The sequence below is a fragment of the Methylophilus sp. DMC18 genome, from assembly GCF_056314005.1.
This window is the reverse complement of the sequence record NZ_JBQUZE010000006.1, coordinates 113,179-135,830: the sequence shown is the minus strand read 5'-3', so window position 1 is coordinate 135,830 and position 22,652 is coordinate 113,179. Positions and strand designations below refer to the sequence as shown.

At 53.4% G+C, this 22,652-nt stretch carries 24 protein-coding genes; 9 read left to right on the top strand and 15 right to left on the bottom strand.

All coding sequences use genetic code 11. The features are described 5' to 3' along the window. Positions 1–6 precede the first annotated feature (6 nt). The 3 genes from ACT53G_RS13845 to rpoE form a co-directional block, all read right to left on the bottom strand. On the bottom strand, positions 7–960 hold the full coding sequence (locus ACT53G_RS13845; protein WP_476169691.1) for a MucB/RseB C-terminal domain-containing protein: 954 nt from the start codon (positions 958–960) through the stop codon (positions 7–9). Positions 961–997: 37 nt separating this feature from the next. Beyond that, the gene (locus tag ACT53G_RS13840; protein ID WP_476169690.1) at positions 998–1,462 is read right to left on the bottom strand and encodes a sigma-E factor negative regulatory protein; all 465 of its coding nucleotides are present in this window, start codon (positions 1,460–1,462) and stop codon (positions 998–1,000) included. A gap of 99 nt (positions 1,463–1,561) precedes the next feature. Further along, positions 1,562–2,191: an RNA polymerase sigma factor RpoE gene (rpoE, locus tag ACT53G_RS13835; protein WP_194749473.1), complete on the bottom strand. Its 630-nt coding sequence runs from the start codon at positions 2,189–2,191 to the stop codon at positions 1,562–1,564. 209 nt (positions 2,192–2,400) lie between these two features. Between rpoE and nadB the strand changes: the two genes are divergently transcribed. From nadB to ACT53G_RS13820, 3 genes are read left to right on the top strand one after another with little or no spacing between them, the layout of a single operon-like run. Further along, a complete protein-coding gene (nadB, locus tag ACT53G_RS13830) occupies positions 2,401–4,011 on the top strand; it encodes an L-aspartate oxidase (protein WP_476169689.1) in 1,611 nt (536 codons plus the stop codon). Positions 4,012–4,014: 3 nt separating this feature from the next. Beyond that, positions 4,015–4,512 (top strand): thermonuclease family protein, encoded by a 498-nt coding sequence (locus ACT53G_RS13825; RefSeq protein ID WP_476169688.1) that lies wholly within the window; start codon positions 4,015–4,017, stop codon positions 4,510–4,512. Positions 4,513–4,572: 60 nt separating this feature from the next. Beyond that, entirely contained in the window at positions 4,573–5,052 is a 480-nt protein-coding gene (locus ACT53G_RS13820; protein ID WP_194749471.1) for an FKBP-type peptidyl-prolyl cis-trans isomerase, read from the top strand. Positions 5,053–5,579: 527 nt separating this feature from the next. On the opposite strand, the gene ACT53G_RS13815 is transcribed toward ACT53G_RS13820, so the two are convergent. The 4 genes from ACT53G_RS13815 to ybeY are packed head-to-tail and all read right to left on the bottom strand — an operon-like array spanning position 5,580 to position 7,754. Beyond that, on the bottom strand, positions 5,580–5,927 hold the full coding sequence (locus tag ACT53G_RS13815) for a winged helix-turn-helix domain-containing protein (RefSeq protein WP_476169687.1): 348 nt from the start codon (positions 5,925–5,927) through the stop codon (positions 5,580–5,582). Positions 5,928–5,934: 7 nt separating this feature from the next. Continuing rightward, positions 5,935–6,456 carry an SMC-Scp complex subunit ScpB gene (gene scpB, locus ACT53G_RS13810; protein ID WP_228518940.1) on the bottom strand — a complete coding sequence of 174 codons (522 nt, stop codon included), beginning with the start codon at positions 6,454–6,456 and terminating at the stop codon, positions 5,935–5,937. A gap of 28 nt (positions 6,457–6,484) precedes the next feature. After that, positions 6,485–7,282 (bottom strand): segregation and condensation protein A, encoded by a 798-nt coding sequence (locus ACT53G_RS13805; protein WP_476169686.1) that lies wholly within the window; start codon positions 7,280–7,282, stop codon positions 6,485–6,487. A gap of 37 nt (positions 7,283–7,319) precedes the next feature. After that, positions 7,320–7,754, bottom strand: a complete 435-nt coding sequence (gene ybeY, locus ACT53G_RS13800; RefSeq protein ID WP_476169685.1) for an rRNA maturation RNase YbeY — start codon at positions 7,752–7,754, stop codon at positions 7,320–7,322. A 64-nt stretch (positions 7,755–7,818) separates the two neighbouring features. On the opposite strand from ybeY, the gene tpiA reads away from it, so the two are divergent. Continuing rightward, on the top strand, positions 7,819–8,601 hold the full coding sequence (gene tpiA, locus ACT53G_RS13795; RefSeq protein ID WP_476169684.1) for a triose-phosphate isomerase: 783 nt from the start codon (positions 7,819–7,821) through the stop codon (positions 8,599–8,601). Here tpiA and ACT53G_RS13790 read toward each other — a convergent pair. The 5 genes from ACT53G_RS13790 to ACT53G_RS13770 all read right to left on the bottom strand — a co-directional run bounded on the left by ACT53G_RS13790 (position 8,590) and on the right by ACT53G_RS13770 (position 13,545). Beyond that, positions 8,590–8,880, bottom strand: coding sequence for a hypothetical protein (locus ACT53G_RS13790; protein ID WP_476169683.1), 291 nt, complete (start codon positions 8,878–8,880; stop codon positions 8,590–8,592). The genes tpiA and ACT53G_RS13790 overlap by 12 nt on opposite strands. A gap of 270 nt (positions 8,881–9,150) precedes the next feature. Beyond that, positions 9,151–10,305: a cupin domain-containing protein gene (locus ACT53G_RS13785; RefSeq protein ID WP_476169682.1), complete on the bottom strand. Its 1,155-nt coding sequence runs from the start codon at positions 10,303–10,305 to the stop codon at positions 9,151–9,153. Positions 10,306–10,316: 11 nt separating this feature from the next. Next, on the bottom strand, positions 10,317–11,060 hold the full coding sequence (locus ACT53G_RS13780; RefSeq protein ID WP_228518929.1) for a hypothetical protein: 744 nt from the start codon (positions 11,058–11,060) through the stop codon (positions 10,317–10,319). Further along, positions 11,057–12,355, bottom strand: a complete 1,299-nt coding sequence (gene phoR / locus ACT53G_RS13775) for a phosphate regulon sensor histidine kinase PhoR (protein WP_194749463.1) — start codon at positions 12,353–12,355, stop codon at positions 11,057–11,059. The genes ACT53G_RS13780 and phoR overlap by 4 nt, the downstream gene beginning before the upstream one ends. 98 nt (positions 12,356–12,453) lie before the next feature. Next, positions 12,454–13,545, bottom strand: coding sequence for a TIGR03790 family protein (locus tag ACT53G_RS13770; RefSeq protein ID WP_476169681.1), 1,092 nt, complete (start codon positions 13,543–13,545; stop codon positions 12,454–12,456). Positions 13,546–13,652: 107 nt separating this feature from the next. Here ACT53G_RS13770 and ACT53G_RS13765 point away from each other — a divergent pair, with 107 nt between their 5' ends. Next, positions 13,653–14,345, top strand: coding sequence for an SDR family oxidoreductase (locus tag ACT53G_RS13765; protein ID WP_379073693.1), 693 nt, complete (start codon positions 13,653–13,655; stop codon positions 14,343–14,345). Positions 14,346–14,350: 5 nt separating this feature from the next. On the opposite strand, the gene ACT53G_RS13760 is transcribed toward ACT53G_RS13765, so the two are convergent. Both ACT53G_RS13760 and ACT53G_RS13755 read right to left on the bottom strand, forming a co-directional pair. Next, positions 14,351–15,544 carry a GNAT family N-acetyltransferase gene (locus tag ACT53G_RS13760; RefSeq protein ID WP_476169680.1) on the bottom strand — a complete coding sequence of 398 codons (1,194 nt, stop codon included), beginning with the start codon at positions 15,542–15,544 and terminating at the stop codon, positions 14,351–14,353. A gap of 114 nt (positions 15,545–15,658) precedes the next feature. Beyond that, positions 15,659–16,267 carry an EF-hand domain-containing protein gene (locus ACT53G_RS13755; RefSeq protein ID WP_228518928.1) on the bottom strand — a complete coding sequence of 203 codons (609 nt, stop codon included), beginning with the start codon at positions 16,265–16,267 and terminating at the stop codon, positions 15,659–15,661. A 429-nt stretch (positions 16,268–16,696) separates the two neighbouring features. On the opposite strand from ACT53G_RS13755, the gene ompR reads away from it, so the two are divergent. Beyond that, positions 16,697–17,422 carry an osmolarity response regulator transcription factor OmpR gene (ompR, locus tag ACT53G_RS13750; RefSeq protein WP_313987169.1) on the top strand — a complete coding sequence of 242 codons (726 nt, stop codon included), beginning with the start codon at positions 16,697–16,699 and terminating at the stop codon, positions 17,420–17,422. A 21-nt stretch (positions 17,423–17,443) separates the two neighbouring features. Next, positions 17,444–18,757, top strand: a complete 1,314-nt coding sequence (locus tag ACT53G_RS13745; protein ID WP_313987167.1) for a sensor histidine kinase — start codon at positions 17,444–17,446, stop codon at positions 18,755–18,757. 53 nt (positions 18,758–18,810) lie between these two features. On the opposite strand, the gene cysG is transcribed toward ACT53G_RS13745, so the two are convergent. Then, entirely contained in the window at positions 18,811–20,202 is a 1,392-nt protein-coding gene (gene cysG / locus ACT53G_RS13740; RefSeq protein ID WP_476169679.1) for a siroheme synthase CysG, read from the bottom strand. A gap of 111 nt (positions 20,203–20,313) precedes the next feature. Here cysG and miaB point away from each other — a divergent pair, with 111 nt between their 5' ends. Next, positions 20,314–21,651 carry a tRNA (N6-isopentenyl adenosine(37)-C2)-methylthiotransferase MiaB gene (gene miaB, locus ACT53G_RS13735; RefSeq protein WP_275356745.1) on the top strand — a complete coding sequence of 446 codons (1,338 nt, stop codon included), beginning with the start codon at positions 20,314–20,316 and terminating at the stop codon, positions 21,649–21,651. 2 nt (positions 21,652–21,653) lie between these two features. Continuing rightward, complete coding sequence (locus tag ACT53G_RS13730; RefSeq protein ID WP_476169678.1) at positions 21,654–22,604, top strand: PhoH family protein; 951 nt, start codon at positions 21,654–21,656, stop codon at positions 22,602–22,604. Positions 22,605–22,652 lie beyond the last annotated feature (48 nt).

Genomic DNA, 22,652 nt, shown 5'->3' with positions numbered 1-22,652 from the left:
CAGCCATTACTTTTTGAAGGTCACTTGCTGCGCAATCTGTTCCACGGTTTGCGCCGGAACCTCCCCCACCACCACCAGCTGGTAGCCATTGAGGACATGGGCGTACACATTGGTAGAGCCCATATTTTTCTTACCGACTCGGGGCTGCATGCCTTTGACCATCGGCTCGACAAACAGTGACACCGAAGCCAATCCATCAGAAAAAATCCATTGCTGCACAGGGGCAGTCCTGCCGGGCACTTTTAAACTGATCTGGTCAACCTTTTTATAGCCCGTCGGCAAATTCGGCACCACCAGATTGTCTTCTACATGCGTAAGCTCGGTGGTGTCATCCATCACATAAGGCTTGGTCGCATCAATCTTGGGCTGAAACCAATCCAGATCTTTGGTATGCAGCATAGACACCTGGTTAAACCCAATTTGCTCCAAGGTATGCCCTTGCATATCCATCATGCTCATTTTGAGCAACAAGCCATATTCAGTATCAGACCAGATGCGGTACTGGTAACGCAGATTGTCATTAGGCACCATGTCGATGACCTGTGCCAGACGCCCGGCGATGCGTTCCTGTCCGACAAACTTGAGCTTGTAATTTTGCTTGAGGGGATACAGCTGTGTGGGCAGCATGGCCGGAAACAGGTTTTGGCCTCGGCGCTTCTCGATCACGACCTTGTCATTTTTAGCATTAAAAATGACAATATCATCGCCTTCACTGAATACTTCACGCGGGCGGCCATCCAGCACCACATTGCGTGTGAATTCGCGGCCGCCTTCATAAATGTGGGTGATTTGCACCGAACGGATCATGGAGCCATTGTGATAGACAAACAGCCCCTGATAATTGAGCTCTCTGGCGGCAGAGGCGGTTTTCTGCATGGTTGACCATAAATCTTCTTCAGCAAAGGCTCCCTGCTGCACCATGAACAGGCATGAAATCGAAGCAACAATCCGCCAAAACATAGCAGTAGCAACAACCAAATGATGATTCAAAGAAATTTTATTCGCCAGCCGTATAGGCAACATTATGCGTGTAATAAGTCACACTACTCGGCGCATAATTATGATGAGCCAATACATATTGCTCGGTATCATTGTCGGCAATCTGCGCAGGGGCAGGCGCCTCAGGTTGATTAAGCACAAACATGCCAACAAAAAAGGCAGCAGCCACAGACGCGGCAATAGACCAGGTGTACTTGTCAAAACGCGGGCGGATACGCGTCACCTTGTCGGCATTGGCGATGGCTTGCGGCGCCAGTAGTGTCGGTTCATCTTCAAGTGCGGTCATAATGCGGCTGGTCATGTCTGACTGCATCCACAGCTCATCGCGCATGACGTCACGGATCACATGATACTCGCGCCAGGCTTGTGCGACCTCGCCAGAAGATTTGGCCGCCAAGAATATATGTTCACAGCGTTCAACATCGACCTCACCGTCGACCAAGGCAGATAATTGCTGCTTCATAATAACCCCAAATCAATCAATGATTTTATGTTAGCATTTAACAAAAAATTTGTCATAACACCTACACACCCAATCAAATTTTTATAACAAATCATGCCACTACCAGCGTTTATTGTGTGGCGTATCCAACAACGGCCTCAATTTCGCGGCAATGGTCTCACGGGCACGGAAAATACGGGATCGCACCGTGCCAATCGGGCACTGCATGACACTGGCAATGTCCTCGTAACTCAAACCCTCTAGCTCACGCAAGGTGATCGCAGTGCGCAGCTCATCTGGCAACGCAGCAATCGCATCATTCACGGTCTGCGCAATTTCCTTGGTCATCAGGGATGTTTCAGGCGTCTCCATCGTACGCATGTCCTCACCTTCATCGAAATTCTCGACATCCTCAATTTCGACATCCTGCATCACCTGCGGCTTGCGCCCCATGGACACCAGATAATTCTTGGCCGTGTTAATGCCAATCCGGTACAGCCAGGTATAAAACGCACTGTCCCCACGGAAGCTGTGCAGCGCACGATAAGCCTTGATAAAAGACTCCTGCACCACATCTTCCACTTCTGCCTGATCGCGGATCATACGCGACAGCAAGCGGCCCAACTTGCGATGGTATTTTTCCACCAGCAATCCAAAGGCGCGTTTATCGCCTTGTTGAGCGCGTTCAACCAGCATCTGGTCAAACTCTTTATTCTCTTGCTGTTTGGCGCTCGCCGCCTGAACAGTCATATCGCGATGACTCCCTTGGGTAATTTTATGATTGGGAGTAGTATACGCTTTTGTGTTATTTTCGACGAACCCAGTGCGCGTTAACGCCTCTAAATTTGCTGTGTGTAACATCGTCTCATCCCTTAGTATTGTTTGCAGTTGCAACACGCAATGCGAACACTAGTACGACTGACCGCCCTCTTCAAAAGTTCCGTTGACCACGCCCGTTTATGAATAAAGTGTTTGATGTCTTGATTATTGGTAGTGGCCTGGCTGGCCAATCGCTGGCCTTACGACTGGCCGATCAATACCGGGTATGTATCTTGAGCAAACGCGAACTGACCATGAGTGCCAGCAACTGGGCACAGGGCGGCATAGCGGCGGTACTCAATAGCGAAGATTCGGTAGAGGCGCATATCAAAGACACGCTGGACGCTGGCGCGGGCCTGTGCGACAGCGAAGTCACCCGCATGGTGGTGACCAGTGGCCGCGACAGCATAGACTGGTTATTGCAGCAAGGCGTGAATTTTACGCGTGAAGCTCAAGATGACCGCCTGCATCTCACCCGCGAGGGGGGGCACAGCCACCGGCGCGTCGTCCACGTGGCCGATGCCACGGGCCAGGCGGTGCAAACTACGCTGACCGATCGCGTACGTGCCCACCCCAACATTACCATTCTGGAACACCATATTGCGGTGGACCTGATCACCACACACAAACTGTTCAAGCAAACCGAGAATGATGGCCCCAACCGTTGCCTGGGGGCCTATGTGCTGAACAACCAGACCGGCAAAGTAATCACACTGTCTGCCCAATACACAGTGACGGCCACAGGGGGCGCGGGTAAAGTCTATTTGTATACCACCAACCCTGACATCAGCACCGGCGACGGTATTGCCATGGCCTGGCGTGCGGGTTGCCGCGTGGCTAACCTGGAGTTTGTGCAGTTTCACCCTACTTGCCTCTATCACCCGCACGCCAAATCATTTTTGATTTCAGAAGTGCTGCGTGGCGAAGGCGGCTTGCTATTATTGCCTGATGGCACCCGCTTTATGCCTTGGCATGACGAGCGTGCGGAACTGGCCCCGCGCGATGTAGTTGCGCGCGCCATCGACTTCGAGATGAAAAAGCGCGGCCTGGATTGCGTTTACCTGGACATCAGCCATAAACCACTGGATTTCATCCAGTCCCACTTCCCGAATATTTACCAGCGCTGCCTGCAATTGGGCATTGATATCAGCAAACAACCAATTCCCGTGGTGCCTGCAGCACATTACACCTGTGGCGGCGTCATGACCGACATCCATGGCCGCACCGATATTGACTGCCTGTATGCCATTGGCGAGACCGCCTGCACCGGCCTGCACGGCGCCAACCGCCTGGCCAGCAACTCCTTGCTGGAGTGCCTGGCCTTCAGTCGCAGCTGCGCCGAAGATATCCGGGCACAGGGTCAGCAACCGACCATTTCCTTGCCGGACTGGGACGAAAGCCGCGTTACCGATGCCGATGAAGAAGTGCTGATCACCCACACCTGGGACGAGTTGCGCCGGTTCATGTGGAACTACGTAGGGATTGTGCGGACCACCAAACGCCTGAGCCGCGCACTGCATCGCATCCATATGCTGCGCGATGAAGTACATGAGTTTTACAGTAATTTTAAAGTCAGTCACGACCTCATCGAACTGCGTAACCTGTTACAGGTGGCGGAATTGATTGTCCGCAGCGCCATCGAACGCCATGAAAGCCGTGGCTTGCATTACAGCAAAGACTACCCAGACCTGCTGCCCGAAGCCATTCCTACCGTCCTCACCCCGGACAACTATACCAGCTTGCTTGATTAGGACATGACCACTCGCGTTCGTGCGTTGTGCAGATGGCTGGCCCCCTGCCTGTGGCTCATGCTCTGCAATACGAGTATTGCCGCCACGTTGCTCGAAAAAATCATTGATGGCGACACGGTATTGATACAGGCGCAAGGCAGCCATTATCGCTTGCGTTTGCTGGATATCGATGCGCCTGAGCTGCACCAAGCATTTGGCAAGCAATCCCGCCGCAGCTTGAGCCAACTGTGTGCCGGTGCAAAGATTACGGTCAACACCCAAGGCCAAGATCAATATGGCAGGCAACTGGGCCACCTCTACTGCGATGGCACAGAGGCCAGCCAGTTTCAGGTGGCGCAAGGGATGGCTTGGTTTAATGCGCGCTACTCAACACGCACCTCCTTGCAGGCCTTGCAACAGCAGGCACAACAACAAGGCTTGGGTTTGTGGCAATCAAGCGAGGCGATGCCACCCTGGCAATGGCGAAAATTATACGGTCAACATTATCGTCACCAAGACTGACACTGTCGCCACAATATCCTTTAGAATATTGTTTTAACAGCGAACTTTAGGATTCAACACATGCAAGTAGCAATGAACACCGTGGTCTCCATGACCTATAAACTGCAAAATAGCGATGGCGACATTCTGGAAGAAAGCCAGGAGCCGGTGGCCTACCTGCACGGCGGCTATGACAACATTTTCCCCAAAGTAGAAGAAGCTATGCATGGCAAAAATGTCGGCGACAAGGTAGAAGTAAGTCTGGACCCTGAAGATGCCTTTGGTGAGTACGACGACAATCTGGTGCAAATTGAACCGGCCAGCGCCTTTCCGAGCAAAGACCTTAAAGTCGGCATGCAGTTTGAAGGCGAAGACGAAACCGGCGACGTGATCCTTTACACCATCACCGATATTGCAGATGGTAAAGTCGTGGTCGATGGCAACCATCCCTGGGCCGGCCAGCGTCTGCTGTTCACGGCAACGATTGCCAGCGTACGCTCAGCCAATCAAGAAGAAATCGAGCACCAGCATGTGCATGGTGCCGGAGGTCATCACCACTAATCAACCCGCCAGCGCAAGCTGGCCTATCGCTTCTGGCTGGCGCAACTGACCCTGCGCCAGCACCATCACTTCATCGGCAATCTCTGCTAATTCAGCCCAGGCGATTTTTAAGCTTATCCCACCAGCCCAAGCCGGTCAGCGACTGTTTGACATAAATTCCAACCGGAACGGGCAGGATATCGCGCGAGTTCCAGCTGTTTGACCAAAGTCCCGCCCCCTCTATATCGTCATAACTCGCATACCTATTTACTGGCTATATTGTCTAAAAACTGGTTCATGCATCCGTCAGGCTGGCTGCCGCGAATATCATGCGTTTTTTTCTTCAGCCCTGCTGAGCAATACATGTGTCATCAAGCGGATGAGACCGGCGACCAGCCATAGCACTTTATTCCTGTAGAGTGTGCCGCATCCCAGATTTAATCATGCGCGCCTGATTGATGGCAGGCGATAAAGCAAGGCTGTGATGCTGTCATCGTTATATTCAAATGAATGTTATGGAACTTAAAAATACGGTTTTTTTGAAAAAATCAGTTTTTTTGCAGGTGCTGGGTGATAAAGCCCAACTCATCCGCCGCCGCTTGCGCAGACTTTTGCAGGATGTGCTCATAGGCCTGGATGAGTGCCAAGCCGAACGCCGTGACCTGTGCGCCGCCGCCGTGCGCGCCTCCAGCGGCACTGATGACGACCGGCTCGTCAAAACAATGATTCATCAAATCAACAAGCTCCCATGCCCGGCGATAAGACATGCGCATTTGCTTGGCAGCGGCTGAAATGGAACCGTATTGCACAATGTGCTGCAACAACTCGATTTTGCCTGGACCGAGCGCGATGTGGCCTTGATGGCTGATCCTGATTTTAAGCAGTGAGGCGGACATAGGTAAACTACTCTGACTGAATATCTGTTTGCACAAAGGTTTCAAAAGGCGGCAACTCGGCCAGCGAACGCAAGTTCAAATCATCGAGAAAATGTTTGGTCGTGGCATACAGTGACGGGCGTCCGGGGACTTCACGCTGGCCGACCACATCTATCCAGTCACGCTCCTGCAATTGCCGAATCACATTCGGATTCACCGCCACGCCGCGGATCTGCTCGATATCGCCCCGCGTCACCGGTTGACGATAGGCAATAATCGCCAGTGTTTCCATCACTGCGCGTGAGTATTTTGGCTGCCGCTCAGGATTCAGACGCGCCAGGTATTCGCTGTATTGAGCTTTGGCCTGAAAGCGGTAGCCGCTGGCCACTTGTACTAAATCCAGCGTTTTATCCGACCAGTCGGCCTTGAGTTCATCGAGCAACATGCGCAATGTCGCACGCTCCATGCGTCCGGCAAACAATTTGAGCAAATCGTCCAGAGACAGCGGCTGCGGCGAGGTGAGCAAGGCAGCCTCCAGCACTTGTTTCATCTCGGTAATGTTTTCCGGAGTATGCACGTCAAGTCTCCCGGCCAGTGGTATTGGCTTGCAGGTAAATGGTACCAAAAGCCTCCTGCTGCGTGATCAGAATCAAGCCTTCTTTGGCCAGCTCCAGCATGGCCAGGAAATTCACCACCAGCTTGGGCACGCCCTCAATCCCCACATCGAACAGCTCGTCAAACCGCAATACCGGCGTTGCCGACAAGCGCCGCAACAACAGACTCATATGCTCGCGTACAGAGAGTTCCGCCCGCCCCAGTTTATGGTGCTGATTGAGCCTGGCACGCTTGAGCACATTGCGCCACGCCTCTACCAGATCATCCAGACTGACTTCAGGCGGCTTGACCAGTGACAGCCGCTCGTAATACGCCGCAGCCACCTCAATGTCTACGCCGACTTTGGGCAAGGCATCCAGCCGCTGTGCAGCCTGCTTGATCGCCTCATACTCCATCAGCCGTTTGACCAACTCAGCGCGCGGGTCGTCTTCCTCCTCCAGCTCTTGCGGCTTGGGCAACAGCATGCGTGACTTAATCTCAATCAGCATGGCTGACATGAGCAAATAGTCGGCAGCCAACTCCAGATTCACCGCTTTCATTTTTTCCACATAGCCCATGTACTGCGTGGTCAGCTCAGCCATGGGGATGTCGAGAATATCCAGATTGTGCTTGCGGATCAGGTACAGCAGCAAATCCAGTGGCCCTTCAAAGGTCTCCAGATACACTTCCAGCGCATCCGGCGGAATATACAAATCTTGCGGCAAAGCCGAGAGCGGCTCGCCATTGATTCTGATCTGGGTGCTGTTGACGGAAAGCTCCATGCAGGGATTGTAGCGATTTGTCGCCGGCGCTTAAAGTTTATTCTGCATAAGGGTTGGGGAAGCCCAGCTTTTGCAGGATGCCGATCTCCAGCGCCTCCATCAGCGCCGCCTGCGCCTCAACCTCATGGTCGTAGCCATGCATGTGCAGGACGCCATGCACCGTCATGTGCGCATAATGCGCCAGCACGGACTTGCCCTGCTCAGCGGCCTCTCTGCTAATCACCGGCGCGCAGATGACAATGTCGCCTATCAGGCAGGGCTCCTCAGCCAACGGGAAGGTGAGCACATTGGTCGCGTAATCCTTGCCGCGGTAACTCGCATTCAGTTGCTGGCCTTCTTCAGCATCCACAATACGGATCGTCAGGCTGGTATCTACGCGCAAGCTGGCGCGGATCCAGCGCTTGAATTGCGACACGCTGGGCACATCTGCCGCAGGTGTCGCCACTTGTAATGAAAAATCGAGTTGAGGCATAGCATCAAGTTTTATGTACAATATCCGACATTATAGAAAGAAAACCCTCAAAGGAAATGGTGTGATGACAAATCGCCCCAAGCTGGTGGTTGCCAACCGCAAAATGAACGGCAACCTGCCAGACAATGCCCGCTTTATGCAAAGTGTGTTGCAAGAGACGCGCCATCACCGGGCGCGCTATGCGGTGTGCCCGCCACATCCCTATTTGCAGCAGGCGCAACAATTACTGCAACACAGCCATGTGGCCTGGGGCGGACAAAACATGAGCCGCTTTGAGCGTGGTGCCTACACAGGTTCCGTCTCGCCGCTCATGCTCAAGGAGTTTGGCTGCACCTACGTCATTATCGGCCACTCTGAACGCCGCTTACGTGGGCACGAAAGTGATGAAAGCTGCGGAGAGCGTTTTGAAGCAGCCCTCAAGGCTGGGCTGACGCCCATCCTGTGTATAGGCGAAACCCTGGAAGAATACGAATTAGGCGAAACCGATCTCGTGGTAGTGAGGCAGTTGAACCCTGTCATTTCACATGTAGGCATCCAAGCGCTGTCCAAAGGCGTCATCGCCTATGAACCGATCTGGGCCATCGGCACGGGTAAAGCCGCCAGTCCGCAACATGCCCAAGCAATTTTGTCTTTCATCCGCGGCCATATTGGGCTACTGGACGAACAGGTTGCAGAGCAGATAACCTTGCTCTATGGCGGCAGCGTCAATCCCGGCAATGCTGCGCAATTGATGAGCATGCCAGATGTCGATGGTGGGCTGATCGGCGGTGCATCGCTGATCGTCGAAGACTTTATTCAAATCTGCCAGATTGCCAACGAGTTATCCTCCCTCAAGTCAGCCGCCTGAAAACACGTAGCGTCCCGCCCCTGAGTGGTTGAGGTGCTCAGCGCGCAGCCAATAAAAAAGCCGACTTTCGTCGGCTTTTCTACATCCAAGTAAAACCAGATTACGGATGTCTGGATTACTTAGCTTCTTCAGCAGGAGCAGCTTCAGCAGGTGCAGCTTCAGCAGGAGCAGCTTCGGCTGGTGCAGCTTCAGCAGGAGCTTCAGCAGCAGGAGCTTCAGCAGCTGGGGCTTCAGCAGCAGGCGCTTCAGCAGCAGGTGCTTCTTCAGCTGGTTTTTCACCACAAGCAGTCAAAGCCAAAGCCAACAATGCAGCCAACAATGCAGAACGTGTCATCTTTATTTCCTTAGTATGTATGAGCAAAAAATTATGTACGGGTAACGCTGCGGGTGCAGAATCAACCGAGTGAAAAAATTGTATCAGCAATTGATTAAAAAAAGAACGAAAAACCAGTGAAAAAGAAAGGATTTTTTTGTGTCAGAACAACAACTCTGTGTTTTTTTCACAAAAAATCCACCAAATCCTTTGCAATCAATGCAAAATTAACCGGCTCAATCAGAAAAATGCACGTATCCAGACAGGTAAATCCCTCGTAACCAGGGCAACAAGGGATGAATGGCTGCTGTTTGGCAGTCTGCGGCCGTCAACAGCCGCTGGTTAGCGAATGTATTGAGCAAAGGCCCCGCCTCCGCTGACACACTCACGCGCTCGCCATTGATAAAGTATTGGCCTTGCCAATGCAACATCTGTGTCTGCAAGTCCATCACCAGTCCAGATTGCTGGACGCGTTGCAAAAACTTCTCTGCACTCAGTTTGCAGTTGGGCGAAAACACAACATACGCTTTGGGCTCTGAAAAATACTTTGCCAGAAACGGTCCCAGTTGCTCGGCCTCCCAAGGCAAGCGGCGCAACATGCCAGCGACGTGACTGACCATCTGCGGGTCAATCGCTGCGGCATCTTGAGCGGGTTGCAACTCAGGGTCGCGATACAGTTCGTCAGGCAGCATCTCCTGGCGGCAGGCCTCAAGAAACTCAATGGCCAGTTCACGCGCGGCGGGCGCCCGGAAGCCGATGGAGTAGGTCATGCAATCATCATCTTCTGCAATGCCCCAATGCGCGACATTGGGCGGCAGATAGAGCATGTCGCCCGGCGCCAGCACCCACTCCTGCTCGCATTCAAAGTGCGACAAAATGCGCAAGGGTGCATCGGCAATCAATCTTAAATCCGTTTGCTGGCTGATACGCCAGCGGCGGTGCCCCGCGCCCTGCAGCAAGAAGACATCATAGCTGTCGATATGTGGCCCGACGCCACCACCAGTCGGCGCATAACTGACCATGACATCATCGAGTCTGGCGTTGGGGACAAAGCTAAACTGCGACAGCAAGGCTTGCGCCTCTGGCAGCACATGATTCACCCCCTGCACCAGCAGGGTCCAGTCGCGCGCAGGCAAACTGGTAAAGTCTTCGTCATCAAACGGGCCTTGCCTGACCTGCCAGCCATCTCCCTGATTCATGCGCTCAGAATCAAACTGTATCAATCTGGCCGGCACCTCAGCCTCACAGGCCAGCCCCGCCAGCTCGCTTGGCGTCAGTAATCCCTCAAAACCAGGGATAGCACCCCGGATTAATAATGGTTTCTTTTGCCAGTAGTCTGCCATGAATTGCGCAGGGCTTAATCCGTTCAGTAGGGTCAGGGCTTGATGCATGATGATGAAGATTATCTAAAAGGAAGAAAAGGGGCGGTCGTGATGCTTTGTGTCAGCCGCGAGATCAAGCGCTGCGACTTCTCGGCCAAGGTCAAGGCCAGCAAATCTGTGCGGGCAACCAGCTTGCTAAACTCGCGCTCAAAGCTCAGATTCTGTACTTCACCTGTCAGGCTATTGGTCAGCAACAACAGTTCGCCCTGGGCATTTTTGGCATTCGCCAGTTTCCACATGGCGATTTCAATATTTCTGGCGGCATTGTATAGGTTTTGCGGATCTATGCTATCCAGCAAGAAAAAAGACGCCTTGCTGCCATGCGCGCGGTAAAGCATGGACTGGATACCCACCACAAGTGCCAGTACCCGATCTCCGCCAAATTGCGGGTTTAATGCCAGCTTGATCGCAGCGGTGTCTTGCGCATGCCCAAGCGCCTCCAGTTGCCAGCCATGCACGTGAGCCTGCTCAAACACATAGGTGGCGATCTGTTCGGGCCCGCCCAAGCCAGATTTCTGCGCTTCAGCCGGGTTGCGTTTATACAGTTTGAGCATCAGCAAGCGCAAGGTGCTGACGTTTTCGGCATATTCAATATCCGCCAGGCGATCCAGATCGGTTTTCACCAGTTGATGCAAGGCATTCCGGTCTTGCCGCACTGGCACCGGACGTCCATTCGGCGAATCGACATAACCTGAATGAGGGGAGGTCGTACAGGCGACCAGCAGCAATAGCAACATCAGGCCACTGCAGCCGATGCAACTCATGCAGGCAAGATCCTTTGCGCAGGAAACACGATACGGAAACAGCTCCCCAGCCCAGGCTCACTCTCCACCTGCAAGCTGGCCTGATGATGATGCAGAATATGTTTGACGATAGACAAGCCCAAACCTGTGCCGCCTGTGTCGCGGCTCCGGCCGCTGTCCACACGATAAAAACGCTCGGTCAGTCTGGGTAAATGGTGCGCTTCAATACCGATGCCATTATCTTGGACGCTGAACACCACGTCCTCCCCCCGCATTTGCCAATAAATATCAATTTTGCCCTGTGGCGGGGTATAGCGCACGGCATTGGTGGTCAGGTTGCTCATGGCACTCATGAGCTCATTATAACTGCCCGTCAGGTTAACGTTCGCCTCCATATGCAAGGTGACCTGATGCTGCCCCTGGCTCAATGCCTGGGCATCGCGATGCAATTGCTGCAGCATGGCCTTCATGTCAATCTCGGTTTCATCCTTGAGCGTGACATTATTCTCCAGGCGTGACAAGGTCAGCAAGTCCTCGATAATGCGGCGCATGCGCGTCGTTTGCGCCTGCATCATGTCAAAATAAGGCTGGATATCGGGAGAAATCTCCCCCTGCATGTCACTGATGGTTTCCAGAAAGCCACCAATCACGGTGAGCGGTGTACGCAACTCATGTGACACGTTGGCGATGAAATCGCGGCGCATGACTTCGGTTTTTTCAATGGCGGATACATCGCGGCAAATCAGCAGTCGCTGCTTGCTGGCAAACGGAATAATCTGCAACTCCAGCGTGATATCGGGACTGCGCCAGGATTTAAGCTTGAGTGGTTCGCTGTACTCTTCGGCTTGCAGGTATTCCACGAACTCGGCCTGGCGTAATAAATAATAAATCGGCTGACTTTCGTCATGATGGCGCTTGAGACCCAGGCGTTGCACGGCAGGCTCATTAAACCATTCGATTTCATTACGATTATTGAGTACGACCACGCCATCCGGCAAAGCACTGGTGGCATGACGCAAGCGCTCCAAGGTACTGCTTAACTGGCTTTGGCTACGCGAATGGCGGCGCATTTCATGATAGAGATTGGCAAAAATGTCTTCCCAGATACCTTTGCCGTTGGGGATAAAATTCAGGCTGGGCTTAAGGGCCCACTGGTACAGACGGTGTATCCAGTATAAATGTCCGGCCAGATAGGCCAGCACACCACATAAATAAGTCAACCACGCCAGATGCGCATTTGTGAACCAGCCAAGGAGCAGGCAACCAAATGCCCACAGAAACAAAGTCCAAAACGCTTTTAAACGAATATCTTGCACAAGCCAATCTCACCGGATAGATGGCAGCGATTATACGACACAACGATGCAGGCACAATGACAGGAAAATGACGTAAGCGCAGGTGCAATGACCATCGCTCACTCATCCACCACCTGGACGCTTTTGGCGTAGGGTTTGGCCAGCGGCTCGCCAATAAACACGCCCTGCATCGGCCATTTCACGCTTTTCCAGTAGGCCTCAATCAGGGTTTCACCGGCCAGATAATGGCCAATTAACACCTGCGGGTTGGGGAATTTTTGCCAATAATTACAAGGCTCAGACACAGTGCCATAACTGCCGGTAACCCCCGCATCCAGCCAGCGCGAGGCGGGCATTTGCGGATTGTAATTAGACAAAATGCCTCCGGTCGAGGTCAAATGATCGGCAATGGCGCCGGGCAAATAACTGTTGGTAAGCAGATAATCGACCGATTTTTGCCCGGTGAAATAAAACATGACTGAGGGCTGTTTTTCTATCGTCTCCTGACTCAAGGTATGCAAGGTCAGTTTTTTGGATTTGACCGTCATGCCCTCTTGCGGGAAAAAAGGTTCACGTGGCTTGGAGCGTGCCGCATCCTGGGTTTTTAGAAAAAACCCATTCGCGTCATTTAAACTGAATTCACTCATGACGCCACGGTCTATGAGTGCCTTGGCCGCAGCGACACTGGTGATGGGCAACAACATGGACAAACGCAAATGGTGATCCGTCCATGGCCGCAATGAGGGGCTGTTAAAGTAAGGGCTGTCGCGGCCAGGGTCACAGGTCTTGCGGCATTGATTGAGATCCAGCCCGAGCGTCAGCGCACTGGTAAGGCTGTTACATTGCACGGCAAACGGGGTGCGCCAGACCAGCAAGACCACTTGCTGCGTGGTCAACTTGGCGTCCAACTGGGCTTTGAGTGACTCAAACTCGGGAACCGTCAGCGCATCTTTAAAATGGCGGGGCAATTCCACCCCGATCAGATTTTCCGCAGGGACTTGCCTAGCTTGCAGGTAGTAACGGGCGACCTCTTCGCTTTGCGCGTCATTGAGGTTATACACCACTGCCACATCTTCCGGCTTTAATAATGAGGGCCGCAACGGGATTTGCTTGCTGAGGTCTAACGCGCCAGCAACACTGCTCACCATAAAAAGCAGGCAGATACCCACTGCCCCCCACTGACTGATCAGCCACTGCTTTACTGCCTTCAACTCAACACTCCATTGCGATTGCAAAGATACTACGCCTGTCATTTCAACCCGCGTAGAATGACATCATAACTTAAATTAAACCACTGCATGAAGGCGAGGTTCACAGCATGAATACACAAACCATCTTAATCACTGGCGGCAATCGCGGCCTCGGCCTCGAGTATGCCAGGCAATATGCCGAAAGCGGCCAGCAGGTCTACGTCACGGTACGCGATCCCGCCCAGGCTCCCGCGTTACAACAACTGGCCAGTCAACATAGCAACCTGCAGCTGCTTGCGCTGGATGTGGCCGATGTCGATTCAATCCGGGCGCTGGCAAGCCAGCTGTCAGCACTGACGCTGGACATTCTGATCAGCAATGCGGGCACCTATCCTGAGAGCAGTTTTGGCCAGACCGACGTGCAAGCCTGGTTACAGGCTTTTCAGGTCAACACGCTGAGCACTTACTATCTTGCAGAGGCTTTCTTGCCGCAGCTGCGACGTGCTCCGCAGGCAAAGCTGATCGCCATGACCAGCAAAATGGGCAGCCTAGAAGACAATGGCAGTGGCGGTGAATATATCTATCGCAGCAGCAAAACTGCACTGAATATGGTCGTCAAAAGCCTGTCTATCGATTTGCGCGGCTTTAACATTGTCGTTGCTGCACTGCATCCGGGCTGGGTGCGCACAGACATGGGCGGTCCAAACGGCCTGATTGATACCGAAACCAGCGTGCAAGGCCTGCGCCAGGTGATTGCCAGTTTAACCCCTGCACAATCGGGCCAGTTTATCGCCTATGATGGCAAACCGATTCCCTGGTAACGCAATCACGTCGATAAAGGGATATGCGGCAGGCCAGTGTCATTGATATCCGGTATATTTTTGTATGGACTGCGCTCCTCTAGCTCATTGACATATTGCTGCATGCCCTCGGCCTCCCGGCGCAGAAAGCGCGCCACACTCTGGTGAAAATCGGGATGGCTGAGCCAGTGGTAAGAACAGGTGGGGTAAGCGACAAAGCCACGGGCAAGCTTATGCTCGCCTTGTGCACCGCCTTCAAAATAGCGGATCTGCTCGCGGATACAGAATTGCTGCGGCTGGTAATAGCACAACTCGAAATGCAGACAAGAAATATCGCGCAAACTCCCCCAGTAACGGCCATATAGCGTCGCTTCACTCAGCACACACAGACTGGCCGCCACATCCTCGCCATGCTGCGAAGCAATAAATAACTGCAAATGCCCGGGCAGGTAGCGCTGCAAATGCTCGAAAAATGCCAGGGTCAGATAAGGTGAACTATGGTGGCGGAGATACGTCTGGCAATAGCATTGATAAAACAAGGCCAAATCTTGCGCAGTCATGTCATGACCACTCACCACGCGGCAGGTCACGCCCTGTTGCGCAACTTTTTGCCGTTCTTGCCGGATTTTTTTGCGCTTGTCCCGGCTCAATACCGCCATAAAAGCGTCCCAGTCGGCATATCCCGCATTTTCCCAGCGGAACTGCACGCCCTCACGCCTTAGCCACCCCTGCTGTTCACAAAAGTCAGCCGACATGGCATCGGGAAACAACAGATGCGCGCCGGACAGGACATGTTCCTGACAAAAAGCCTGCAGCTGCTTGAGCATGGTCTCGGCAATCAACGCAGGCGCGTCACAGGCCGGGTCTATCAGCAGGCGTGGGCCAGTGACGGGTGAGAAAGGAATGGCGGAGATCAGCTTGGGATAATACTGCCCACCCGCTTGCTCATAGGCCTCGGCCCATGACCAATCAAAGACATACTCGCCGTAAGAGTGCGTTTTGAGATAACAAGGCATGGCTGCCACCAACTGCCCCTGGTCAAACGCAGTTAAATGATAGGGCATCCAGCCCGTCTGCGCACCGACACAAGCGGCGGCCTCAAACGCCAGCAAAAACTGGTAGTCGAGCATGGGATGCATGCCCGCCAGGCGCTGCCAGTCGGCAGGGTCTATCTCCTGCAAGCCACGGGACCAGACAAAGGATAATTGCGAGGGCAGCATCAAGCGGGTCCAGAGTCAGCGACAAAGCCACTAAACAGCAAAAACAATGAAGGCAATCTGCTTGTTTGACACGCCGAAACGCTGAATGGCATGTGCATGTTGAGACAAAGGAAATTAGCTGGGACGTTTGCGTATGACCGAAACGTCTTTACCGCTTGAATTGACAGGGCTATTGGCAGGAATCACTGCCGAGCTTGCTTTGGATTTGTTTCTAGACTTGGCATCAGGCTCGGAGTCGCTGACGATATTTTGCTGATTTTCGATTTTTGCCTCGGTTCTGGCTTCGGCTTCACGTTGACGCTCCACCATTTTGGCATAGGCGGTTTCAAGTTCGTCTAGCGTGATCACGCCATTGCCATCAAGATCAACGTAGGAAAAATGGCGGGCTACCTGTGGCAAACACAGCGTCGCCTCTTCGCGGTCTAGCGAGTCGTCATTGTCGCGGTTACACTCATTGAACCGTTGCGCGATGCTGTCATGCATGGCCTTGCGCTTTTGCAACATCAACTGGTGGTCGGGATCGGTGTTACGGGCGTAATCAGAAAGGGCCTTGCGCAAACGTGCACGGTCTTCAGGGCTAAAATTGTGCTCCAGCGTTTTGGAAAGGCCGGCATCATCATTGTCAGCCAGACGGATCTCTGTCAATCGGACTGGCAATTTAAGATCAGCCAAAGCAGGGAATGCCAGCAACATGGAGGTTGTCAGCAATACAATTCGTTTCAAATGTTTAATCGCTCTACACATCCAAACGCAATACCTTTATTCCTGTTCCATCGAAAGCACTTGTGTTTAAGCTATTATTGGGTGCTCTCAAGCATGAATCTCATGGCAAACGAGGGACCGATTTTAAAATCAGGTCGATCACATTAACGCAATTGCAACTTTAGCGGCAACAAATTTAACAAAAAATAGCGTTTTCGGATGCCCCTGCCAATAGCAGAAGGCAATCATGCATCAGGATTGTAACTGCAATATTTCATCCCCAACGCCATTTGTAACGAAGTTGTAACTGGCACACTTCATGCGCTCCAATGCTTGGAGTATAATTATCAAGGATAAGTTTTTGGCCTTGCCGTATTTATCTTCCTGCGGTCATCCTGATCGCAATAAAATGCGTTAAGCAAACACTTGCTTCAAATAACAAAGGTCCGTATGTCAGAACAGTTAAAAAAAATCTTGATGGTCGATGATGATTTACGTATGCGCGAGCTGTTACAGCGCTACCTGACTGAACAAGGTTTTAATATCAAGTCCGTATCAGATGGCAAGGAGATGGACAAAACGCTGGCCAATGAACATTTTGATCTGTTGATTCTGGACCTGATGCTGCCGGGCGAAGATGGCCTCGCCATTTGCCGCCGACTGCGTGGAGCCAACCACATGACTCCCATCATTATGCTGACTGCGCGCGGCGATGAAGTGGACCGCATTGTCGGCCTGGAAATGGGGGCAGATGACTACTTGCCCAAACCCTTTAACCCGCGTGAACTGCTGGCCAGAATCAATGCCGTCCTTCGCCGTCACGAGATTTCGCCAAAACAGGCAGTTGAAGAAAAATCCGCTGCGTTCCAATTTGGCGAGTTTGTGTTCGACACCAGTACCCGCAGCCTAAGTAAAAACGGCGTGCCCATTACGATTACCAGTGGTGAATTCACCTTGCTGAAAGTCTTCACTGAACACCCACGCCAGCCGCTGTCACGTGACCGACTCATGCAACTGGCGCGTGGCCGCGAGCTGGATGTATTTGATCGCAGCATAGACGTGCAGGTCTCTCGCCTGCGCCGCATTATCGAGCCTGATCCGGCACATCCTCGCTACCTGCAAACCATGTGGGGCTTTGGCTATGTCTTTATTCCAGATGGTGAAGCACCACAATAATACGGCCAAGCTTTAATCCCCGTGCGCTTACTGCCCCGCCGACTGCTGTCCCGCATCATGTTGCTGATCGCCATCTTACTGGCGGTCAGCATCTATGCATCGCTCAAAATCTTTGATTATTTTGACCGCGAACCACGCGCAACTGCCGCCGCCCTGCAAGCCGTCACCATCGTCAATTACACCCGCGCCTCACTGATCGCCTCGCACGAAAACCGCCGCCTGGCCTTGTTGTCCGAGTTATCGGGCCGCGAAGGCGTGCGCGTCTATGCGGCGGACTTTCTTGAAGACATCGAGCCCTTACCTGCAGACCCCTTCATTAATCTGGTCGCACTCAAAATCCGCGAACGGCTGGGCGAAGAAACCATTATCACGGTCAATCATTATGATATCCCTGGCTTGTGGATCAGCTTTAATGTCGGCCAGGATGACTTCTGGGTGGTGATCCCCAAAATTCAGGTAGACCGCCCTTTCCCCTGGCACTGGCTAGGCTGGGCGGCCGTGGTCGGCTTGCTTTCACTGGTGGGTGGCTATTTACTGACGGCCCGCATCAACCGGCCGCTGACCATGCTGGTGCATGCCGCAGAACGGCTGCGTAATGGCGAGCCCGCGCCTAAACTGCCGGTGGATAGCGTGGAAGAGTTACGCGAAGTGACACAGACCTTTAACGAGATGGCGGAATCCCTGGCCCGCCTTGATGCTGAACGCACGCTGCTGCTGGCCGGGGTCTCACATGACATCCGCACGCCGCTGGCGCGGTTGCGGCTAGCGGTAGAAATGCTGCCGCAAGAAGCCGATTATATGAAACAGGGCATGATTGAAGACATCTCCGATATGGACAATATCATTCACCAGTTTCTGGACTTTGTGCGCGGCGTAGAGGGCGAGCCCACGCGCATGATGGATATTAACGATTTGCTCAATGCACTGGCAGAACGTCAGCGTCGCGCGGGCCGCGAGCTCAAAATTTCGCTAGGCCCCAAATACTTTATTCCCATCCGTCCGCTAGCCATGCAACGCCTGCTCGACAACCTGGTCGGCAATGCTTACAACTATGGCAAAGGCAAGGTCGAGGTGCGCAGCCAGGTCATGGCCGACAAGATCGTCATCAGCGTGCTGGATAACGGCCCTGGCATCCCGCCTGAACATGCAGACCGTTTGCTGCGGCCTTTTGAGCGCATGGACAGCGCGCGCAACAAATACGAAGGTGGCAGCGGCCTGGGCCTGGCGATTTGCAACCGCATTGCCGCATTACATAGCGGTCAACTGGCCTTGCTCAACCGCCCGGAAGGCGGGCTGGAAGCCAGGCTTTCACTACCGATCCTACCTAACACTTAATCTGGCCTAACACTTATATCTGGCCCAACACTTAAGCTGGTTGAGCGCAGCGATTAATCCGCCGACGGCGTAAACCAGTTCAGTCGCTCGCGCAATTTCACCACTTCGCCAATAATCGTCAAACTGGGCGGCTTCAAGCCCGCGGCCGCCACCTCTGCTGCCAGATGCTGCAAGGTGGATTCCACCACGCGTTGCTTCTGCGTCGTGCCCTGCTGGATCACTGCCGCCGGCATGTCCGGCGACACGCCTTGTGCCATCAGCTTGCTGCAAATCTGCTCCAGCCCTACCAGGCCCATATAAATCACCACCGTCTGCTTGGGTCTGGCCATGGCCTGCCAGTCCAGATCAATGGTGCCATCTTTGAGGTGGCCGGTAATAAATAAACAGGCCTGGGCGTAATCCCTGTGCGTGAGCGGAATCCCGGCATAGCTAGAGACACCGTTGGCCGCGGTAATGCCGGGCACCACTTGAAATGGCACCCCATGCTGCATCAGGGTTTCGATCTCTTCGCCGCCACGTCCAAAGATAAACGGGTCGCCGCCTTTAAGCCGCAATACGCGCTTGCCTTCCAGCGCCAGCCTGGCCAGCAAGGCATTGATTTCTTCTTGCGGCAAGGTGTGCTGGTCACGTGATTTACCCACGTAAATCAGCTCGGCATCGCGACGCACCAACTCCATCACCTCTTTGCTCACCAGCTTGTCATAGACACAGACATCGCATTGCTGCATCAGTCGCAATGCCCTGAATGTCAGTAGATCCGGGTCACCCGGCCCACCGCCCACCAGATAAACCTCGCCACGCGTAGGCGCATCTTCACGCTGATTGAGCAACTCGGCCAGCAAAGTCCGCGCTGCCTGCTCCTGCCCCGACAACACGCGCTCCACCAGCGGCCCGTTCAACACATCCTCCCAAAAGCGACGACGTGCAGGCAGATTAGAGAACTTGGCTTTCACCTGGTCGCGGAATTCACCTGCGATGGTCGCAATCCGGCCATAAGCCGCAGGCAACATGGTTTCGATTTTGCTGCGGATATGCCTTGCCAACACCGGCGCATTGCCTTCACTAGAAATCGCAATCACCACAGGGCTGCGATCAATCACCGAGCCCATGGTAAACGTGCAAAGCGCAGGTGCATCGACGACGTTCACCGGAATATTCAGCCGCTTTGCCGCCACCGACACCGCTTCATTCACCGCTTCATCATCGGTGGCTGCAATCACCAGGCAAGCACTGGTCAATTGTTCGGCCTGAAACTCGGCAGCCACATAGTCAATCTCGCCCTGCGCATGCATCTCGCGCAACTCGTCGCACAACCCGGGCGAGATCACGGTGACCTGCCCTTGCGCCTTGCGTAGCATGATCACCTTGCGCGTCGCGACATCGCCACCGCCGATGACGATACAAGGGCGTTGTGCAATATTGAAAAAAATCGGTAAAGCTTGCATGCAGAGGGGACTTCAACAAGAAAAGCGTATTTTACCGCAGTCCCCAGTGTTAGCTGGGGTTTCCCCTGCAAATACGCTAAAATACTGTTTTTGTGAGAAATTTAGCGTTCGATGAAGCACGAAAGCGGAAAAAAGATATTCATTAAATCGTTTGGTTGCCAAATGAACGAATACGATGCATCACGCATGATAGACCTCATGCGCGAGCATGAAGGCATGACGCAAACCGAGAACATGGAAGAAGCAGATGTGATCTTGCTCAACACCTGTTCGGTGCGTGAAAAAGCCGAAGAAAAAGTATTCAGCCACCTAGGCCGCATGATTCCGCTCAAAGAAAAAAATCCCAACCTGGTGATTGGTGTCGGCGGTTGCGTGGCCAGCCAGGAAGGCGAGGCCATCATTCAGCGCGCGCCCTATGTCGATGTCGTCTTTGGTCCGCAAACCCTGCACCGTCTGCCCGAGCTGATCAAAGCCAAACAAGCGGCAGACAAGCCACAGGTAGACATTGCCTTCCCCGAGATTGAAAAGTTTGACCATTTGCCGCCGCCCCGCGTCGAAGGGGCCACTGCCTTCTTGAGTATTATGGAAGGCTGCAGCAAATATTGCAGCTTTTGCGTGGTTCCCTACACCCGCGGCGAAGAGTTTTCTCGTCCGTTTGAAGATATCATCACCGAGGCGATCCAGTTGGCTGAGCAAGGCGTCAAAGAGATCACGCTGCTCGGCCAGAACGTGAACGCCTACCGCGTGCCTTATCAAGGCATCGAGGCCGATTTGCCACTGTTGATTGAAACCATCGCAGAAATCCCGCAAATCGAGCGTATCCGTTACACCACCAGCCACCCCAACGAAATGAGCGAGCGCCTGATTGCGTGCCATGCGACGGTGCCCAAGCTGGCCAACCAATTGCACCTGCCAGTGCAGGCAGGCAGTGACCGCATTTTGATGGCGATGAAGCGCAACTACACCGCGCTGCAATACAAAGGCCTGATCCGCAAACTGAAAGCTGCCAATCCGGCGCTGACCATCACCAGCGACATCATCGTCGGCTTCCCCGGTGAAACCGAAAAAGATTTTCAGGCCACGCTCAAACTCATGCGTGATGTGGGGTTTGATTACAGTTTCAGCTTTTTATACAGTCCCCGCCCCGGCACACCGGCCAGCTACCTGCCCGACGAAACCCCACAAGCCGACAAAGCGGCCTGGCTCAAGCAACTGCAAACCGAGAACGAAACCAATGGCGACGCCATCAGCCGCGCCATGCTGGGCACCGTGCAACGCGTGCTCATTGACGGCCCATCGTGGAAAGACCCCAATTTGTTGGCAGGCAAAACCGATAACGGCCGCGTGGTGGATATCGCTGCCGATGCCCGCTATATCCACCAGATGGTGCAAGTCAAAATCACCGACGTCTACAACCCAAAACGCCTGGTTGGCGAAATTGTGAATTAAGCATGGAAATTACCCTCAGCCCCGAAGACAACCTGATGCTGGCCAACCTGTGCGGCCCGCTCGATGAAAACATCCGCCAACTGGCCAATGGCCTCGATATCGACATCAACCGCCGCGGCAGCACGTTTTACTTGAGCGGCAACCAAACCAATATGCGACTGGGCGCGCAAATGCTGGAAAACTTCTATGCCCGCTCAAAAAAGCCAATTGAGCTCGAAGATATTCAACTCGGCCTGGTAGAAATCGACAAACTCAAACCCGAAGAAGTCGCCAGCAGTGCCATGCCTGTACTGATGACGCGACGCGGCGACCTGCATGGTCGCACCCCGCGTCAGGTCAGCTACTTGCAACAGATACAAGACCATGACATCACCTTTGGCATCGGCCCAGCGGGTACAGGTAAAACCTATCTGGCTGTTGCCAGCGCGGTGGATGCCATGACGCGTGACCGCGTGAAAAGAATCGTATTAGTGCGCCCGGCTGTAGAAGCAGGCGAACGCCTGGGCTTTTTGCCCGGCGACCTCAACCAGAAAGTCGACCCCTACCTGCGCCCGCTGTATGACGCACTGTATGACTTGGCCGGTTACGACACCGTGAATAAAATGTTCGAGCGCGGCGCAATTGAAGTTGCTCCGCTCGCCTATATGCGTGGCCGCACGCTCAACCAAAGTTTTATTATTCTGGATGAAGCGCAAAACACCACGCCCGAGCAAATGAAAATGTTCTTAACCCGCATCGGCTTTGGCACCAAAGCCGTGATTACCGGCGACGTCACGCAGATTGACTTGCAACGTCATCAGAAAAGTGGTTTGGTAGAAGCGCAAAAAATCCTCAAGGAAGTCAAAGGCATCGCCTTTACACATTTTATGTCGCAAGATGTGGTGCGGCATCCACTGGTGCAGAAGATTATTAATGCGTATGAGAAGTTTGAGCAGAGTATTCAGAAAGAATAAGATACTCGAACAATGCTTGGCTTGGCTTGGCTTGGCTGATCCAACCGT

Excerpts from the sequence above, each read along its gene's own strand:
- ACT53G_RS13845 (WP_476169691.1), bottom strand. The coding sequence starts at position 960 with ATGTTTTGGCGGATTGTTGCTTCGATTTCATGCCTGTTCATGGTGCAG.
- ACT53G_RS13840 (WP_476169690.1), bottom strand. The coding sequence starts at position 1,462 with ATGAAGCAGCAATTATCTGCCTTGGTCGACGGTGAGGTCGATGTTGAA.
- rpoE (WP_194749473.1), bottom strand. The coding sequence starts at position 2,191 with ATGACTGTTCAGGCGGCGAGCGCCAAACAGCAAGAGAATAAAGAGTTT.
- nadB (WP_476169689.1), top strand. The coding sequence starts at position 2,401 with ATGAATAAAGTGTTTGATGTCTTGATTATTGGTAGTGGCCTGGCTGGC.
- ACT53G_RS13825 (WP_476169688.1), top strand. The coding sequence starts at position 4,015 with ATGACCACTCGCGTTCGTGCGTTGTGCAGATGGCTGGCCCCCTGCCTG.
- ACT53G_RS13820 (WP_194749471.1), top strand. The coding sequence starts at position 4,573 with ATGCAAGTAGCAATGAACACCGTGGTCTCCATGACCTATAAACTGCAA.
- ACT53G_RS13815 (WP_476169687.1), bottom strand. The coding sequence starts at position 5,927 with ATGTCCGCCTCACTGCTTAAAATCAGGATCAGCCATCAAGGCCACATC.
- scpB (WP_228518940.1), bottom strand. The coding sequence starts at position 6,456 with ATGAAACAAGTGCTGGAGGCTGCCTTGCTCACCTCGCCGCAGCCGCTG.
- ACT53G_RS13805 (WP_476169686.1), bottom strand. The coding sequence starts at position 7,282 with ATGGAGCTTTCCGTCAACAGCACCCAGATCAGAATCAATGGCGAGCCG.
- ybeY (WP_476169685.1), bottom strand. The coding sequence starts at position 7,754 with ATGCCTCAACTCGATTTTTCATTACAAGTGGCGACACCTGCGGCAGAT.
- tpiA (WP_476169684.1), top strand. The coding sequence starts at position 7,819 with ATGACAAATCGCCCCAAGCTGGTGGTTGCCAACCGCAAAATGAACGGC.
- ACT53G_RS13785 (WP_476169682.1), bottom strand. The coding sequence starts at position 10,305 with ATGCATCAAGCCCTGACCCTACTGAACGGATTAAGCCCTGCGCAATTC.
- ACT53G_RS13780 (WP_228518929.1), bottom strand. The coding sequence starts at position 11,060 with ATGAGTTGCATCGGCTGCAGTGGCCTGATGTTGCTATTGCTGCTGGTC.
- ACT53G_RS13765 (WP_379073693.1), top strand. The coding sequence starts at position 13,653 with ATGAATACACAAACCATCTTAATCACTGGCGGCAATCGCGGCCTCGGC.
- ACT53G_RS13760 (WP_476169680.1), bottom strand. The coding sequence starts at position 15,544 with ATGCTGCCCTCGCAATTATCCTTTGTCTGGTCCCGTGGCTTGCAGGAG.
- ompR (WP_313987169.1), top strand. The coding sequence starts at position 16,697 with ATGTCAGAACAGTTAAAAAAAATCTTGATGGTCGATGATGATTTACGT.
- cysG (WP_476169679.1), bottom strand. The coding sequence starts at position 20,202 with ATGCAAGCTTTACCGATTTTTTTCAATATTGCACAACGCCCTTGTATC.
- miaB (WP_275356745.1), top strand. The coding sequence starts at position 20,314 with ATGAAGCACGAAAGCGGAAAAAAGATATTCATTAAATCGTTTGGTTGC.
- ACT53G_RS13730 (WP_476169678.1), top strand. The coding sequence starts at position 21,654 with ATGGAAATTACCCTCAGCCCCGAAGACAACCTGATGCTGGCCAACCTG.